Annotated in this window: 15 protein-coding genes and 1 riboswitch; of the genes, 8 read left to right on the top strand and 7 right to left on the bottom strand. The window is 63.3% G+C overall.

Annotated features, from left to right (window positions below; all coding sequences use genetic code 11):
• Window positions 1-59 precede the first annotated feature (59 nt).
• Window positions 60-162: riboswitch (cyclic di-AMP (ydaO/yuaA leader) on the bottom strand.
• A 655-nt stretch (window positions 163-817) separates the two neighbouring features.
• Window positions 818-2,590, top strand: coding sequence for a DEDD exonuclease domain-containing protein (locus ACHIRB_RS18795; protein WP_395116958.1), 1,773 nt, complete (start codon window positions 818-820; stop codon window positions 2,588-2,590).
• Window positions 2,591-2,655: 65 nt separating this feature from the next.
• Window positions 2,656-2,931 carry an Lrp/AsnC family transcriptional regulator gene (locus ACHIRB_RS18790; RefSeq protein WP_199706833.1) on the top strand — a complete coding sequence of 92 codons (276 nt, stop codon included), beginning with the start codon at window positions 2,656-2,658 and terminating at the stop codon, window positions 2,929-2,931.
• Window positions 2,932-2,937: 6 nt separating this feature from the next.
• Here ACHIRB_RS18790 and trpD read toward each other — a convergent pair whose 3' ends face one another.
• Window positions 2,938-4,017: an anthranilate phosphoribosyltransferase gene (trpD, locus tag ACHIRB_RS18785; protein ID WP_395116889.1), complete on the bottom strand. Its 1,080-nt coding sequence runs from the start codon at window positions 4,015-4,017 to the stop codon at window positions 2,938-2,940.
• A gap of 60 nt (window positions 4,018-4,077) precedes the next feature.
• Entirely contained in the window at window positions 4,078-4,515 is a 438-nt protein-coding gene (locus ACHIRB_RS18780; RefSeq protein WP_199706835.1) for a hypothetical protein, read from the bottom strand.
• Between the two features lie 126 nt (window positions 4,516-4,641).
• Here ACHIRB_RS18780 and ctaE point away from each other — a divergent pair, with 126 nt between their 5' ends.
• Genes ctaE through qcrB form a run of 4 tightly spaced genes read left to right on the top strand, consistent with a single transcriptional unit; the run spans window position 4,642 to window position 9,053 of the window.
• Window positions 4,642-5,253, top strand: a complete 612-nt coding sequence (ctaE, locus tag ACHIRB_RS18775; protein WP_199706836.1) for an aa3-type cytochrome oxidase subunit III — start codon at window positions 4,642-4,644, stop codon at window positions 5,251-5,253.
• Window positions 5,254-5,311: 58 nt separating this feature from the next.
• The gene (gene qcrC, locus ACHIRB_RS18770) at window positions 5,312-6,181 is read left to right on the top strand and encodes a cytochrome bc1 complex diheme cytochrome c subunit (RefSeq protein WP_199706837.1); all 870 of its coding nucleotides are present in this window, start codon (window positions 5,312-5,314) and stop codon (window positions 6,179-6,181) included.
• The gene (gene qcrA, locus ACHIRB_RS18765; RefSeq protein WP_199706838.1) at window positions 6,178-7,356 is read left to right on the top strand and encodes a cytochrome bc1 complex Rieske iron-sulfur subunit; all 1,179 of its coding nucleotides are present in this window, start codon (window positions 6,178-6,180) and stop codon (window positions 7,354-7,356) included. The genes qcrC and qcrA overlap by 4 nt, the downstream gene beginning before the upstream one ends.
• Window positions 7,353-9,053 (top strand): cytochrome bc1 complex cytochrome b subunit, encoded by a 1,701-nt coding sequence (qcrB, locus tag ACHIRB_RS18760; RefSeq protein ID WP_395125734.1) that lies wholly within the window; start codon window positions 7,353-7,355, stop codon window positions 9,051-9,053. The genes qcrA and qcrB overlap by 4 nt, the downstream gene beginning before the upstream one ends.
• A gap of 578 nt (window positions 9,054-9,631) precedes the next feature.
• Here qcrB and ACHIRB_RS18755 read toward each other — a convergent pair.
• Together ACHIRB_RS18755 and ctaC are read right to left on the bottom strand one after the other, a co-directional pair.
• Window positions 9,632-10,048, bottom strand: coding sequence for a cytochrome c oxidase subunit 4 (locus tag ACHIRB_RS18755; RefSeq protein WP_395125735.1), 417 nt, complete (start codon window positions 10,046-10,048; stop codon window positions 9,632-9,634).
• A gap of 39 nt (window positions 10,049-10,087) precedes the next feature.
• Entirely contained in the window at window positions 10,088-11,140 is a 1,053-nt protein-coding gene (gene ctaC, locus ACHIRB_RS18750) for an aa3-type cytochrome oxidase subunit II (RefSeq protein WP_395125736.1), read from the bottom strand.
• Window positions 11,141-11,344: 204 nt separating this feature from the next.
• On the opposite strand from ctaC, the gene asnB reads away from it, so the two are divergent.
• The gene (gene asnB / locus ACHIRB_RS18745) at window positions 11,345-13,270 is read left to right on the top strand and encodes an asparagine synthase (glutamine-hydrolyzing) (protein ID WP_395116898.1); all 1,926 of its coding nucleotides are present in this window, start codon (window positions 11,345-11,347) and stop codon (window positions 13,268-13,270) included.
• A gap of 51 nt (window positions 13,271-13,321) precedes the next feature.
• Here the strand turns inward: asnB and ACHIRB_RS18740 are convergent, their stop codons facing one another.
• The gene (locus ACHIRB_RS18740) at window positions 13,322-14,293 is read right to left on the bottom strand and encodes a carbohydrate kinase family protein (protein ID WP_395125737.1); all 972 of its coding nucleotides are present in this window, start codon (window positions 14,291-14,293) and stop codon (window positions 13,322-13,324) included.
• A gap of 92 nt (window positions 14,294-14,385) precedes the next feature.
• A complete protein-coding gene (locus ACHIRB_RS18735) occupies window positions 14,386-14,739 on the bottom strand; it encodes a HesB/IscA family protein (RefSeq protein ID WP_199706844.1) in 354 nt (117 codons plus the stop codon).
• 139 nt (window positions 14,740-14,878) lie between these two features.
• Here ACHIRB_RS18735 and ACHIRB_RS18730 point away from each other — a divergent pair, with 139 nt between their 5' ends.
• Window positions 14,879-15,526, top strand: a complete 648-nt coding sequence (locus ACHIRB_RS18730; protein WP_395125738.1) for a DUF3043 domain-containing protein — start codon at window positions 14,879-14,881, stop codon at window positions 15,524-15,526.
• A gap of 51 nt (window positions 15,527-15,577) precedes the next feature.
• On the opposite strand, the gene ACHIRB_RS18725 is transcribed toward ACHIRB_RS18730, so the two are convergent.
• Window positions 15,578-15,790, bottom strand: coding sequence for a hypothetical protein (locus ACHIRB_RS18725; protein WP_395116904.1), 213 nt, complete (start codon window positions 15,788-15,790; stop codon window positions 15,578-15,580).
• Window positions 15,791-15,803 lie beyond the last annotated feature (13 nt).

Here is a 15,803-nt window from a genome sequence, read left to right as displayed (position 1 = left end):
AAGATCGAAAACCCAATCCGAAACAGATCAAGCCGGCACGTCAGCCCGGAGAAAGATCTGGGTTAGCTGACGGGTTCGGGCTAGGAAGTTCGCCCTACCCGCCGATCGCGACTACGTCGTTGCGATCGGACGGGATTCACCCCAGTTGAAACTTGGGTTCCCGGCTCGGCTTCTTGTACAAGCTGCCGATTTGGTGGTGACCAGGCGATGCTGCGTTTGGTTGCAGCAAGACTCCGCTTGGTCTCGAAAAGATTACGAAGCGATATACGTGGTGTCGAATTACCTCCGCTGAATAGCGCTGTTCCGACCGAATGGTCCATTCCATGGTGCGACGGGCGTCACATTCATTCGGACTATGCATCGCCTCGTTGGGAAGCCGCTGAATACAGGCCTCTGACCAGGGCGTTATGCGCGGGACAATCGCTAAGAACCCGACCCGGCGTTACCTCGTCGTTACTGGTCAACGGCAATTCGAAGCCTGCCTCGACGGGGGCGTCCTTACCCAGAGCCGATGATCTCGAAACACCTGGGAAAACACCGATAATTGCGAGCGTCTCGCTCTCGGATTCCGCCGTATATTCATTCGATTCGGCAATCACTGTGATCCCCATCTCCAACTGCGAAAAGTCACGGAATTCGGGGGTGAAATCGCTGTTTCGATGCGTACGGATATCGCCTGGAGGCCGCGAACGAACACCACCGAATCGCTACGTGAACACCGCTGCGGTGAGTCTGGCGAGCCCTGTCGGTGGGCGGTCCTACTCTGACGCCCGTGAGCTTGCCGATCCCATGGGACTCCCCCGCACCAGGCGGGCCGATCCCGGCTCCCGGGTCGCCGCGGCCCTTCGATCGGCACGGCTACCAACCGGTCGGGCGCCAACTCACCTTCGACGAGCTGGACACCCCTCTGCACGACACGACCTTCGTCGTCGTCGACCTCGAAACCACAGGTGGCAGCGCCGCCAACGACGCCATCACCGAAATCGGCGCCGTCAAGATTCGCGGCGGTGAGGTGATCGGCGAACTGGCAACACTCGTCGATCCAGGCCGCTCGATACCGCAGATGATCGTCGAGATCACCGGGATCACCTCGGCAATGGTCATCGGCGCTCCCCCGATCGAGCGAGTACTACCCGCTTTCCTCGAATTCGCGGCAGGTGCCGTGCTCGTCGCTCACAACGCGCAGTTCGACATCGGGTTCCTTCGAGCCGCGGCGACCCGGTGCGACACCGCGTGGCCTGCGTTCAAGGTGCTCTGCACGGTCAAGCTCGCACGACGTGTTCTCACCAGTGACGAAGCACCATCGGTGAAGCTGTCCGCCCTGGCGTCACTGTTCGCAGCATCGACCCAACCGACCCACCGAGCCCTCGACGACGCACGAGCGACCGTCGACGTTCTGCACGCCCTGCTCGAGCGCATCGGCAATCAGGGCGTGCACAGCTACACCGAGCTCGTCGACTATCTGCCTGCCATATCGGCAGGCCAACGCGCCAAACGGTCGCTCGCCACCGGGTTGCCACGGAAACCTGGCGTGTACCTTTTCCGAGGTCCTTCCGACGAGGCCCTCTATATCGGCACGGCGGTCAACCTGCAGCGCCGCGTGCGCAACTACTTCACCGGATCCGAGACGCGCGGCCGGATGAAAGAGATGGTTGCGCTTGCGCAACGAGTCGACCATGTCGAATGCGCCCACGCACTCGAAGCCAGCGTTCGCGAGCTCAGGCTGCTCGTCGCACACACGCCGCCCTACAACCGCCGGTCGAAGTTTCCCAAACGGGCCTGGTGGGTCGCCCTCACCGACGAGGCCTTTCCTCGTTTCACCCTCACTCGCAAGCCCACTGCCGACGCACTCGGTCCGTTCTCCTCACGTACCGATGCCGCCGACGTCGCAGCAACCATCGGGGACTTCTGCGGAATCCGATCCTGCACGGCACGTATACCGGCCAGTCGGCTGCACGGTGAGAACTGCCCACCCGCCGTCGTCGGAGGTTGCCCGGCATCGTCGAACGCAACACTGGCCAGTGCGCAGGAGTACAGCATCGCCCCAGCTCTTGCCGTTGCGCTGTTCCGCGGCGCAGACGACGAGCCGTTGCGAAGAATGCGGCGGCGTATCGAAGAACTCTCCGATGCCGAGCACTACGAAGGCGCCGCTCGCCTGCGTGATCGCGCCGCCGCAGTGGTTGGCGCGGTCCGCCGTCTGCAGCGATTGACCGCCCTCGCGGCGATCACCGAGTTGATCGCTGCCCGGCCTGCCGTCGACGGCGGGTGGGAATTCGCGGTGATCAGGTCCGGCAGGCTCGCGGCCGCCGGAAATGCCGCGCGGGGCGTGGCACCGATGCCGGTTGTCGAAGCAATAGTCGCGACCGCCGAAACCGTCCTCCCCGATCCGTCCCCACTGCGTGGCTCGATGGCCGAAGAGGTCGGCCTGATCGCCCGCTGGCTCGACGGTCCAGGCGTTCGTATCGTTCGGACCACCGAGGGCTATTGCGAACCAGCGCTCGGCGCAGGTAGCTGGATCGGTTGGTCCGAGTTGGCACGTGACGCCGTCAGAGCGGAGTCGGCGGGCGCGACCTACCTGCGCTTGGCGTGACATCAGACGCAACTAGAGTTGGGCGAACCGAGTAGTTTGTCGCACCGACCGAACCGGGGAGCCACATGATCACTGCGATCGTCCTGATCGACGCCGACGCCGCCCGAATTCCCGAAACCGCGCAGGCCGTTGCCGACACAGACGGCGTCGCCGAGGTCTACTCCTGTGCCGGTGACGTCGACCTGATCGCGATCGTGAAGGTTCGCGACCACGCACAGATCGCCGAGGTCGTCACCGGTTCCATCAACAAGATTCCCGGCATCACGAAGACGGCAACGCACATCGCGTTCAAGTCCTACGCGAGCGCCGACGTCGACGCCGGCTTCTCCCTCGGCGACTGAACGCGCTTATTCCGGGCCGAGATCGGCGGTGACGGCCGCCCATTTGTCGAGCAGTGCAGCGGCAGAGCCGTTGTCCAACACCGCTTCTGCCCGCGTCATACCGGCCCGCAATGCACCGATGAGGTCGTCGCCGACGCCGTCGAACGCAGCGATCGCGCCGGCAGCGTTCAGCACCACCGCATCTCGGACCGGACCCTTCGCACCTGCGAACAACTCCCGCGCGACGACGGCGTTCGCCTCCGCATCGCCGCCACGCAAGGCGTCGAGCGGCACGATCGGCAACCCCAGATCCGTCGGGTCCAGTGTGAACGGCGTGATCGAACCGTCGGCGACGACAAGAATCTCGGTCGTCGTCGACGTGGTGATCTCGTCGAGGCCGTCGTTGCCGCGCACGACGAGTGCGCTGGAGCCGCGCTCGGCAAGGACCTCGGCGACAACTCCCTGCAGGTCGGCGAATGCGCAGCCGATCAGTCCCGCGCGCGGCTGAGCCGGATTGGTCAGCGGTCCGAGCACGTTGAACACGGTCGGAATCCCGATCTGCTTACGGGTCGGGCCAGCGAACCGAAGCGCGGGATGAAACACAGCTGCGAAACAGAAGCCGATGCCGACTTCCTCGACGCAGCGAGCAACGCCAAGCGGACCGAGGTTGATCCGCACACCGAGGGCCTCGAGGACGTCGGCGCCGCCACTCTTCGACGACGCAGCACGGTTTCCGTGCTTCACAACTCGTACGCCCGCCGCTGCGACCACGATCGCGGCCATCGTCGAGATGTTCACCGTCCCCGAACGGTCGCCGCCGGTACCGACGACGTCGACGACGTCCGCATCAACGGGGACGATCCGCGAATGCGCCATCATCGACGCCGCGAGACCCGTCAATTCGTCACGGGTCGGTCCCTTCATCTTGATGGCGACACCGAAGGCCGCTATCTGCGCCGATGTCGCATTGTCGGACATGATCTCGTCCATCGCCCATGCGGTGTCGAGTGCGCTGAGGTCCGCACCGCCGGTCAACTTGCCGAGCACCTGCGGCCAGCTGCGCACGGTGCCGTCGCCTGACCCGATCGCCTGCTCTGCCGTCGTCATTTCCTCGAAATTCCTAAGCCCGCTCATGAGTGCCTTCCGAAATCGATGCGTGCAGCCTAGTCAGCCCGGCTGCATCGCGTCCCAGCCCGCAACATGACCGTCGTGGCGCTGCGCCAATCCGGCCATTCGAGAGCGTTCCTGCGAGCAGTGCAATGCGTCGAGGCGCTGCACTCGTTGCAAGACAACGGCTGTGAGCCCGTCTGGGTTCGACAGCACAGGTTCGGCGGGCAGATAACCGTCCTGCGCGGCGATCTCGCTCACCCGTGAGACGGCTCGTTCCGGTACGAAGAGATGGTGCCGAAGCAGTAGCTCGGCGTCCGGATCGAGTCGCGGCTCCGTTTCCACCGCCCGCTGCAGGGCCGCCGAACATGCTTCCGCGTCGTCGAAGCAGGAGGCTACGACAACAAGATCGGAACGCGTCGGGTCGAGCCGACTCCGGGCTCCGCCGCGGGCGAACAATCGCCGAAACCAAGACCCTGCGCGTCGCGACTCATCCATGCCCAAACTCTCGCATGCCGCCCGACCTGCGAAATTACGAACCGGCGAGGCTCGAGGAAAAAACACGACGGACCAATTTCGCACCCCGGCACATCTTTCGTACTACGACGGGTCATACTTCTCCTTGTGACGACCGCAGTAGGCACTCCCGGCTCGGCAATTACCCAGCGCGTGCATTCGCTGAACCGACCCAACATGGTCAGCGTCGGCACCATCGTGTGGCTGTCCAGCGAATTGATGTTCTTCGCTGGGCTGTTCGCCATGTATTTCGTGGCGAGAGCCCAGGCGAACGGCAACTGGCCACCGGAACCGACCGAGCTCAACATGACGCTCGCGATTCCGGTCACGACCGTCCTGATCCTGTCGTCCTTCACCTGCCAGATGGGTGTGTTCGCGGCGGAGAAGGGCGACGTGTTCGGACTACGCCGCTGGTACTTCGTGACTCTGGTGATGGGCGCGATCTTCGTCGCCGGTCAGGGCTACGAGTACTACCACCTGGTCCTCGAGGGCACCTCGATCTCGAGCAGCGTGTACGGATCGGTCTTCTACATCACGACCGGCTTCCACGGCCTGCACGTCATCGGCGGTCTCATCGCGTTCGTTTTCCTGATTGCCCGCACCAAGGTCAGTAAATTCACACCTGCGCAAGCAACCGCGGCGATCGTCGTGTCGTACTACTGGCACTTCGTCGACATCGTCTGGATCGGCTTGTTTGCGACGATCTACTTCGTCCGTTGAGCACGTCAGCCCACACGCTTACAGCCCCGTCGGTCCCCCTCTACCAAAAGGGATACAGATGAGTTCTTCTCCACCACCAGCAGTCGAGCCTGACGGCCCGGATCGCTCCGGCGCACGTACGGCTACCAAGTCGCGCCGCCAGCGCAAGCTCCGGCGACGCGTCGCGGGTGCACTGGTGCTACTGCTCGGTTTGGTCGGTGCCGGTTTTCTCGCTGCTGCGCTCACGCCGACCCCTCAGGTCGCGACAGCACAGGAGGACAAGGCTGCGCTCATTCGCGAGGGGCAGCAGTTGTACGACACGTCGTGCATCACGTGCCACGGTGCGAACCTCCAAGGTGTCGCCGACCGCGGTCCCAGCTTGATCGGCACCGGCGAAGCCGCCGTGTACTTCCAGGTGTCCACCGGCCGTATGCCCGCCGCTCGCGGTGAAGCGCAGGCCGAGCGCAAGGAAGTCAAGTACACGGAGTCGCAGATCGATGCCCTCGGCGCCTACATCGCCGACAACGGCGGCGGCCCCTCTGTCATCAGGGACGGCGACGAAATCGCGACCTCCTCGCTGCGCGGCGACGACATCGCCCGCGGTGGCGAGCTCTTTCGGTTGAACTGCGCCTCGTGCCACAACTTCACCGGCAAGGGTGGCGCGCTTTCCTCCGGCAAATACGCGCCCCCACTCGGCAAGGCGAACGAGGCACAGGTCTACACGGCGATGCTCACCGGTCCGCAGAACATGCCCAAGTTCTCGGACCGCCAGATCACCCCTGAAGAAAAAGAAGACATCATCGCTTACGTCATGTCATCGAACGAGACGGCCGCACCCGGCGGATACGGCCTCGGAGGCTTCGGCCCAGCCACCGAAGCACTGGCTCTGTGGGGTATCGGGATCATCGCCGTCGTCGGCGCAGCACTGTGGATCGGAGCAAGGTCATGACTGACGCCGGACACGGCGCTGGGTCCTCGGACGAGCCGAAGAAGTACACGTCCGAAGAGCTCGACAACATGAGCAGGGACGAACTGTTCGAGCTCGGTACCAACATGGACGGCGTCGACGTCGCTTACCGTCGTCACCGCTGGTCGGTCGAAGGCACCAAGGCCGAGAAGCGCGCCGAGCGTGCTGTTGCGTTCTGGTTCGCACTTGCGGGCGTCTCCGGTCTCGCATTCGGCGCGATCTACATCTTCTGGCCCTGGAAGTACAAGGGATACGGCGAGGACGGCTACCAGCTCTACACGCTCGCCACCCCCCTCTACGGCCTGACTCTCGGCCTTGCCGTCACCGCACTCGGCGTCGGCGCTGTGCTCTACACGAAGAAGTTCATCCCTGAAGAGGTGTCGATCCAGGACCGCCACGACGGCGGCTCCTCGGAACTCGACAAGAAGACCGCGGTCGCAGTGCTCGGCGACTCCTTGGAGACGTCGACGATCGGCCGTCGCAAGCTGATCATCGGCAGCGGACTCTTCGGCGTCGGCGCAGTCGGACTCACCGCGGTACTTCCGTTCCTCGGCGGCATGATCAAGAACCCGTGGGCGAAGGGCGACAAGTCCGACCTCTGGGTGTCCGGCTGGACCCCCGACTACCCCGGCCAGACGATCTACCTGCGTCGCGACACGGGACGCCCCCACGACATCGTGCTCGTCCGCCCGGAGGATCTGGACGCAGGCTCGATGGAAACCGTCTTCCCGTTCAAGGAAGCCCACCGCAACGACGAGCATGCGCTGTTCAAGGAACTGCGCGGCATCCGCAACTCGGTGATGTTGATCCGCCTCCGCACAGCCGATGCCGAAAAGGCCATCAAGCGCAAGGGTCAGGAAAGCTTCAACTACGGCGACTACTTCGCGTATTCGAAGATCTGCACGCACCTCGGTTGCCCGACCTCGCTGTACGAACAGCAGACCAACAGAATCCTCTGCCCGTGCCACCAATCGCAGTTCCTGGCGACCGAATTCGGCAAGCCGATCTTCGGTCCCGCAGCTAGGGCATTGCCACAGCTGCCAATTACTGTCATAAAGGAGATGGGCCCCGACGGCAAGGAAGAAGAATTCCTCGTCGCCGACGGTGACTTCATCGAAGCCCTCGGACCGGCATTTTGGGAGCGTCCAACAACATGACAAGCCGAATCAGCAAACAAGCCGAGGGCGTCGACTCTCGATACCATCTCGCGGCAGGCCTGAAACGCCAGGTCAACAAGGTTTTCCCGACGCACTGGTCCTTCATGCTCGGCGAAATCGCGCTGTATTGCTTCATCGTCCTGCTGTTGTCCGGCGTCTATCTCACCCTGTTCTTCGACCCGTCGATGGCAGAAGTGACGTACGAGGGCGCCTATCAGCCGCTCAACGGCATCGAGATGTCCCGCGCCTATGCGACCACGTTGGATATTTCTTTCGAGGTCCGCGGCGGTCTCTTCGTCCGGCAGGTCCACCACTGGGCAGCGTTGCTGTTCGCGGCGTCGATCATCATCCACATGTTCCGCATCTTCTTCACCGGTGCGTTCCGTCGCCCGCGTGAAGCGAACTGGGTGATCGGCAGCTTGCTCCTCGTGCTCGCGATGTTCGAAGGCTTCTTCGGATACACCCTCCCGGACGACCTGCTCTCCGGTACCGGTCTCCGCGCTGCTTTCAGCGGTATCACGATCAGTATTCCGGTGGTCGGCACGTGGATGCACTGGCTCATCTTCGACGGTGACTTCCCAGGCACGATCATCATCCCGCGCCTGTACATGGCACACATCCTGCTTTTGCCTGGCATCATCTTGGCCCTGATCGGCGTGCACCTCGCGCTCGTCTGGTACCAGAAGCACACGCAGTTCCCCGGTCCGGGTCGCACCGAGCAGAACGTCGTCGGTGTCCGAATCCTTCCGGTGTTCGCACTCAAGGGTGGCGCGTTCTTCGCGATGGTCGTCGGCGTGATCGCACTGATGGGTGGTCTCGTCCAGGTCAACCCGGTATGGAACTTGGGTCCGTACAACCCGTCTCAAGTCTCCGCGGGTTCCCAGCCCGACTTCTACATGATGTGGACGGACGGCATGGCCAGACTCTGGCCGGCATGGGAGATCTATCCGTTCGGCTACACGGTTCCCGCTGTATTCGCGGTTGCGATACTCATGGGTCTCGTGTTCGGCGTGATGTTCGCCTACCCGTGGATCGAGAAACGGCTGACCAAGGACGATGCGCATCACAACCTGCTGCAGCGTCCGCGTGACGTGCCGGTCCGTACCGGTATCGGTGCGATGGCGATCGGTTTCTACGTGGTGCTCACCCTCTCCTGCGTCAACGACATCATCGCGCTGAAGTTCGACATTTCGTTGAACGCGACGACGTGGATGGGCCGTATCGGCTTGCTGATCGTTCCGCCTATCGCCTACTACGTGACCTACCGGATCTGCCTCGGTCTGCAGCGTGCGGACCGTGCGGTTCTCGAGCACGGCATCGAAACAGGCCACATCAAGCGGATGCCGTCGGGTCAGTACATCGAGGTTCACCAGCCACTCGGACCGGTCGACGAGCATGGCCACCCGATCCCGCTGGAGTACCAGGGTGCTCCTGTCCCGAAGAAGATGAACAAGCTCGGTTCCGCAGGCGCACCCGGCCTCGGCAGCCTCTTCCGGGCAGACCCGCTGGATCAGGCCGAAGCGCTCGCTGCAGAAGAGCACGCCGGCGAGCATCGTCAGCTGACCATCCTCCGGACCTACCAGGACCGTATCCACGGCAACGGTTCGAACGGCAACGGCCATGCCAACGGAAACGGCAGCAATGGCAATGGCAGCAACGGGAACGGCAATGGCAACGGGCACGGACCCAGCCACTAGCCGTATCTGAGATCGTCCACAACCGAAGGCCCCGAATCGAGTAATCGATTCGGGGCCTTCGCTTTTGCCACTCCCCTCCCCCACCCCGGTTCCCCTGCGCGCAAAGCCACCACCGCGTCGTGAATGGGCTCTCAGTGTCGATTTCCGGCGCAGTGTGCGGCACTGGTTGCCCGTTCGCAGCCGGGCTCGCCTGAATTCGGCGCCGAGCAGGCGGTTACCGGGGAGGCCATTCGCGTTCAGTTCCAGTAACAGCCTGCTCGCCGAGCTGGGTTGCGGTCTGCGCCTGCGGTCGGACCGAGCTGCTCGAACGGGCTCTCAGTGTCAATATCCGGCGCAGTGTGCGGCACTGGTTGCCCGTTCGCGGCCGGGCTCGCGCGAACTCGGCGTCGAGCAGGCGGTTACCGGGGAGGCCACTCGCGTTCTGTTCCACTAACAGCCTGTTCGACGAGCGGGGGGTGCGGTCGGCGTCGAGCGCTCACCGCCCCGTGACCGGTACGTCAGCATCTATGCCTACGCCGGGGGGGCACAGATACGACAAAGGCGCCTGAACGTGAGTTCAGGCGCCTTTGCGGGGATGCTCAGTGCTTCTCTGGTCCTGCGTGGTACTCGAACAGCAGCCCGCCGACGGCGAACAGCACGAACAGGACGCCCACGGCGATCAACCACGGCTCGAAGAAGGCGAATCCGGTTGCGGTGACCGCAGCAGCGGCGGCAAGCGTGATCGGCCAGATGCTGCCGGGGCTGAAGAAGCCCAGATCTCCGGCGCCGTCGATGATCTCGGCGTCCTCGTAGTCCTCAGGACGCAGAGCGAGTCGACGTGCGACGAAGCGGAAGTAGGTTCCGATGATCAGCGTCAGGCCGCCGGTCAGAACGATGGCTGTAAGTCCCGCCCATTCGACTCCGGTACGGGATATGCCGGTGAACACGCCGTACAAAACTGCGACGAGGAACATAAACCCCGTCAGGAGTTCGAAGAGTTTCGCTTCGACCTTCATATCAGTTCGCGTCCTTACTTGATCGGCTGATGGACCGAGTTATTTGCCGTCGGACTGGGTAGCTTCGCGGACAGTACGCGAGGTCTTGAACGGCACGGTCGTGGTCGCGACCGGGCTCTCACCGATGCTCTGCAGGGCCTCGGCGTTCGTGTTGCCTGCCTGCCGCGCCTTGATGTAGGTCTGGAACTTGTCCGGACTCACGGCTCGCAGCTCGAAGTTCATCATCGAGTGATAGGTACCGCACATCTCGGTGCAGCGCCCGACGAAGGCGCCTTCCTTCTCGATGTCGGTGACCTGGAAGATGTTGTCGGAGTGGTTTTCCTTCGGGTTCGGGTTCACGTCACGCTTGAACAGGAACTCGGGAACCCAGAATCCGTGGATGACATCAGCCGAGGCGATCTGGAATTCGATGATGCTCTCGGTGGGAACCACGAGCACCGGAATCTCTTCGCTGGAGCCGATGGTCTCGATCGTGTCGTAGTGCAGGTACGAGAGGTCGTTCGGATTCTTGCCGTGAATGGCGCCCGGTTGCGGGTGGCCCTTCTCGTCCGTCCGCTCCTCGGACTCCGCGACAGCCTCGGCGTTGGCGCCTTCGCGCACCTTGTCGGCAAGGTCGAGACGCGGACCGTTCGGCATGTCGACCGTGCGGTAGCCGAACTTCCAGTTCCACTGGAACGCGGTCACGTCGACGACGACAGCGGGATTGTCGACCTTCTTGTCGACGTAGTTCTGCACGCTGACCGTGAAGTAGAAGAGCACCGCGATGATGACGAACGGCGCTGCGGTGTAACTCAATTCGAGCGGCACGTTGTACGCGGTCTGGCGTGGGAATTCCGGATCGCCTGCGCGGCGACGGTGGAAGACAATCGTCCAGAAGGTCAGCCCCCACACGATGACACCCATGACGAGCGCGGCGACCACGGACCAGGTCCACAGTTCACGCATCCGCTGCGCCTGCGGCGTGATGCCCTCTGGCCAGCCGAAGCGGAGCACCTCGTTGTTGATGGAGCAGCCTGACAGCACCAGAGCGGTCAAGCCGACAGATGCAGCTAGCCCGGCTCGCCGAAGAATCCGACTATGCGCCACGTTCACGCCTTCCTGATCGCCGCAAGTTTCGATGGCCTAGCCACCGGGATGGCTCGAATACTACGCAGCGTAGACCAACCTCGAGGGCTTCTCGGCTTCGGGTCTTGACCGACACTCCGAACGAACTACGGCATACTCGGCGAAGAGTTTTCGGCACCTGCCCTGACCTAGCCCGATGACCGATCGATACGAAGCGAGGTTGCCAGCACTGTGTGCGGACTACTCGGGTTCCTGACCTCGAACGGCACGACCCCCGACGGCGTGTCGGCGGTCGACGCGGCGATGCATTGCCTGCGTCACCGCGGCCCGGACGAGCACGGAACGTGGCACGACGACGACCTCATCTTCGGATTCAACCGCTTGGCGATCATCGACATCGCACATTCCCACCAACCGCTTCGGTGGGGACCGCCCGAGAATCCGGGCCGGTACGCGCTGACGTTCAACGGCGAGATCTACAACTACCTCGAGCTGCGGGCCGAACTGGCCGACGAGCACGGCGCCGAGTTCCAGACCGAAGGCGACAGCGAGGCGATCGTCGCGGCGTTCCACTACTGGGGGCCGAACGCGGTGACCCGCCTGCGCGGCATGTTCGCCTTCGCCATATGGGACACCGATACCCGCGAGCTTTTCGTCGCACGGGATCAGTTCGGCATCAAGCCGCTGTTCTTCGCGACCGGGCCGAACGGCACGGCATTCGGTAGCGAGAAGAAGTCGCTGCTGGAGTTGGCGTCGCTCATCGGTATCGGCACCGAACTGGACCCGCGTGCCATCGAGCACTACACGGTGCTGCAGTACGTCCCGGAACCCGAAACGCTGCACGCCGACATTCGCCGCCTCGAGTCCGGTAGTTACGCGCACCTGAAGCCTGGCGAAGTGCCGGAGATCACGCGTTACTTCACGCCGAAGTTCCGAGTGCGCCCTTTCACCGACGGTTCCGCCGCGGCGCGCTACAAAGAGATTGCCGAGGCGCTGGAAGATTCCGTCGCCAAGCACATGCGCGCTGACGTCACGGTCGGCTCGTTCCTCTCCGGTGGCATCGATTCGACTGCGATCGCTGCCCTCGCCATGCGCCACAATCCGAAACTCATCACGTTCACGACGGGTTTCGAGCGCGAGGGCTATTCGGAGGTCGACGTCGCAGCCGAATCTGCCGCCGCCATCGGCGCGCGGCACATCGTGAAGGTCGTCGGTCCCGAGGAGTTCGCAGCGGCGATTCCGGAGATCGTCTGGTACCTCGACGACCCCGTTGCCGACCCCGCGCTCGTCCCCCTGTACTTCGTCGCCAAGGAAGCCCGTAAACACGTCAAGGTCGTGCTTTCGGGTGAGGGCGCAGACGAGTTGTTCGGTGGGTACACGATCTACCGCGAACCGCTGTCGTTGCGCCCGTTCGAGCGGTTGACCCCCGGTCTGCGACGTGCTGCGGCTCGCCTTTCGGACCGGATGCCGGAGGGTCGCCGCGGCAAGAGCCTGCTCAACCGTGGCTCGATGTCGCTCGAAGAGCGCTACTACGGCAATGCGCGCAGCTTCAACGACGCGCAGCTGCGCGCGGTGCTGCGCGATTTCCGACCGGAGTGGACGCATCAAGATGTGACCGCACCGATCTACGCGCAGTCGGAGGGCTGGGATCCGGTAACCCGGATGCAGCATCTCGATCTGTTCACGTGGCTACGTGGCGACATTCTCGTGAAGGCCGACAAGATCACCATGGCCAATTCACTCGAGCTGCGGGTGCCTTTCCTCGATTCGGAAGTCTTCCGCGTCGCCGAGCAGGTACCGCTCGAGCAGAAGATCACGAAGGACACGACCAAGTACGCGTTGCGTCAGGCGTTGGAGGGCATCGTGCCCGGCCATGTGCTGCATCGAGCGAAGCTCGGGTTCCCCGTGCCGCTGCGGCACTGGCTGCGTGGCCCGGAACTGTTCGACTGGGCGCATCAGCAGATCGCCGACTCGCAGACCGACCACCTGCTGAACAAGGCTGCGATCAAGGACATGCTCGACGATCACCGGACGGGCCGAACCGATCACAGCCGTCGACTGTGGACCGTTCTGGTCTTCATGATCTGGCACGGCATCTTCGTCGAAGAGCGCATCGTGCCGAATATTCAGGAGCCGGCCTACCCGATTTCGCTGTAGGCGGCTACGCCGCTCGTAAGTCTTTTCGGTGGCCAGGACCTCCGAAAGGACTCACGAGGCGCGAAGCGCCCTCCCGATTTCGTCGGCCGCTTCGGTGCCGTAGGCATCGGCAAGACGCTTGAGCGCGTCGTCACGATCGAGGGACCACTCCTGCGTTCCGACCGTTTCCAGTACGAGCACGGCGACCAGCGAACCGAGTTGAGCCGATCGTTCGATGCTGAGGCCACCGGTGTGACCGGTGAGGAAGCCTGCGCGGAAGCCGTCGCCGACACCGGTCGGATCGACCTTGCTCGTCTCGGGGACGACGCCGACGCGGATCAAGGCACCGTCGGAGTCGATGATCTCGACGCCCTTCGACCCGAGCGTGGTGACGCGGATGCCGACCTTCTCGGCGATCTGGTCCTCGCTGAGACCGGTCTTCTGCCGGAGCAGACCCCACTCGTACTCGTTTGTGAAGAGGTACTCGGCACCGTCGATGAGCTTGGCGGCATCTTCGCCGTCGAGACGAGCGAGCTGCTGTGACGGGTCTGCGGCGAACGGAATGCCGAGCGCACGGCATTCTTCGGTGTGACCGACCATCGCAGCGGGATCGTTCGCACCGATGAGCACGAGGTCGGGCGCCGGGTCGAGCGCTGCGATCGAGATTTCCCTCGCTTCGCTCATCGCACCCGGGTAGAACGACGCAATCTGAGCCATGGCCTCGTCGGTCGTGCAGACGAAGCGTGCCGTTTGGGCTTTCGTCGAGACGCGAACACCGCTGCAGTCGACGTTCGAGGCTTCCAGCCAGGCCTGGTAGTCGGCGAAGTCGGGGCCGACGGCGCCGATGAGCAGCGGTGAGCCGCCGAGCTGACCGATCGCGTAGGCGATGTTGCCGCCCACTCCCCCGCGCCGGACGACGAGGTCGTCGACGAGGAAACTCAACGACACATGCTCGAGCTGATCTGCCAGCAGGAGCTCGGAGAATTTTCCGGGGAACGTCATCAGATGATCGGTTGCGATCGATCCGGATACGGCAATGGTCACGAGCTGGTGCCTTTCAGCTGAACATGGCTATGCGAGGCCGTCCACGAAAGACGGCCCCGCATCAGGGAGTTTCACCGGTTGTAGCGACGAGATCAGTTGAAGCTGTCGCCGCAGGCGCAGGAGCCCGAGGCATTCGGGTTGTCGATCGTGAATCCCTGCTTTTCGATCGTGTCGACGAAATCGACGATTGCGCCCTCGACGTAAGGCGCGCTCATCCGGTCGACAGCAAGGCTGACGCCACCGAAGTCGACGATCAGGTCGCCGTCGAGGCTGCGGTCGTCGAAGAAGAGCTGGTAACGCAGGCCGGCGCAGCCGCCGGGCTGAACAGCGATCCGAAGTGCGAGGTCGTCACGACCCTCCTGGTCCAGAAGCGCCTTCGCCTTGGCCGCTGCGGCGTCGCTCAATTTCACGCCGTGAGTGGTGGTGGTCTCGTTCTGCACAGTCATTGACTCTCCCTATCGCAAGCTGTTCGTCCCCGTGAACGCTTCCAACGGTACTCCGGCCGAACCTATTCCTCGAAACGGAGAATTCTCCGCACTCGAGTCCGGTTTCTCCATTTCGCCGACAATCCAATAGCCTGGAGGAGTGAAGCTGTTACGCCGTGGCAACTCCGATGATTCGGACGCAAGTACCAAGCCATCGACTCCGGTCGAAGACGCCGGGTCGAAGGTGAGCCTCGGCAAGGGCAAGCCGACCCCCAAGCGACGTGACGCGGAAGCTCGCAGACGCGGACCTGTCGCCCCTGCACCGATGAACTCCAAGGAAGCCCGCGCTCGCAAGAAGGCGACCAAAGGCACCAAGGAGGACCGTAAGGCCCAGTCCGCCGAGCGTCGTGCAGCCGCGACCCTGCGTCGTGAGCGGATGGCTGCCGGTGACGACAAGTACCTGCTGCCCCGCGACAAAGGTCCGGTTCGTGCGTATGTTCGCGATCTGATCGATTCACGACGCAACCTCGTCGGCATGTTCATGCCCGCGGCTCTGATCCTGATCGTGACGATGTTCGTCAGTCCGGCAGTGCAGTTCATCGTCACGTTCGCGATGCTCATCATGATGGTCTTCATGGTCGGCGAGGGCATCTACCTGGGCAAGATGGTCAACAAGCGCGTTCGTGAACGGTTCCCGGATTCGATCGACGGTGGCTTCAAGCTCGGTTGGTACGGCTTCACTCGCGCGTCGCAGATCAAGAAGATGCGGCTGCCGAAGCCTCGTGTGAAGCCCGGCGACGCGGTCTGAGCCGACCCGCTCCGAGCCCACAGGGCCCGGACCTCCGCCTGACCCCGCCGCTCAGTTGTGCGGCGCCCTGCGACTCATCGCGATGATGTCGGCGAACTCTCGTGCCGCGTCACGGTCCATGGGATTCGACGAACCCATGAAGCCGGTCGGCCGGAAATAGTCGCGCACGGAGCGCGCGACGTCGCGCCAACTCCGCCGCGCTGTGCGTGGCGCCATGACGCCGTAGTCGATTGTTTGGTACCTGGCTGCATCGAATGTGGTCATGGCAGTAAGTTTG

Source organism: Antrihabitans spumae (assembly GCF_043944905.1).
Taxonomy (GTDB): domain Bacteria; phylum Actinomycetota; class Actinomycetes; order Mycobacteriales; family Mycobacteriaceae; genus Antrihabitans; species Antrihabitans spumae.
Note: the sequence above shows the minus strand (reverse complement) of the source record. Positions and strands in the feature narration are given on the sequence as shown.

Excerpts from the sequence above, each read along its gene's own strand:
- ACHIRB_RS18790 (WP_199706833.1), top strand. The coding sequence starts at position 2,656 with ATGATCACTGCGATCGTCCTGATCGACGCCGACGCCGCCCGAATTCCC.
- trpD (WP_395116889.1), bottom strand. The coding sequence starts at position 4,017 with ATGACGACGGCAGAGCAGGCGATCGGGTCAGGCGACGGCACCGTGCGC.
- ACHIRB_RS18780 (WP_199706835.1), bottom strand. The coding sequence starts at position 4,515 with ATGGATGAGTCGCGACGCGCAGGGTCTTGGTTTCGGCGATTGTTCGCC.
- qcrC (WP_199706837.1), top strand. The coding sequence starts at position 5,312 with ATGAGTTCTTCTCCACCACCAGCAGTCGAGCCTGACGGCCCGGATCGC.
- qcrA (WP_199706838.1), top strand. The coding sequence starts at position 6,178 with ATGACTGACGCCGGACACGGCGCTGGGTCCTCGGACGAGCCGAAGAAG.
- qcrB (WP_395125734.1), top strand. The coding sequence starts at position 7,353 with ATGACAAGCCGAATCAGCAAACAAGCCGAGGGCGTCGACTCTCGATAC.
- ACHIRB_RS18755 (WP_395125735.1), bottom strand. The coding sequence starts at position 10,048 with ATGAAGGTCGAAGCGAAACTCTTCGAACTCCTGACGGGGTTTATGTTC.
- ACHIRB_RS18735 (WP_199706844.1), bottom strand. The coding sequence starts at position 14,739 with ATGACTGTGCAGAACGAGACCACCACCACTCACGGCGTGAAATTGAGC.
- ACHIRB_RS18725 (WP_395116904.1), bottom strand. The coding sequence starts at position 15,790 with ATGACCACATTCGATGCAGCCAGGTACCAAACAATCGACTACGGCGTC.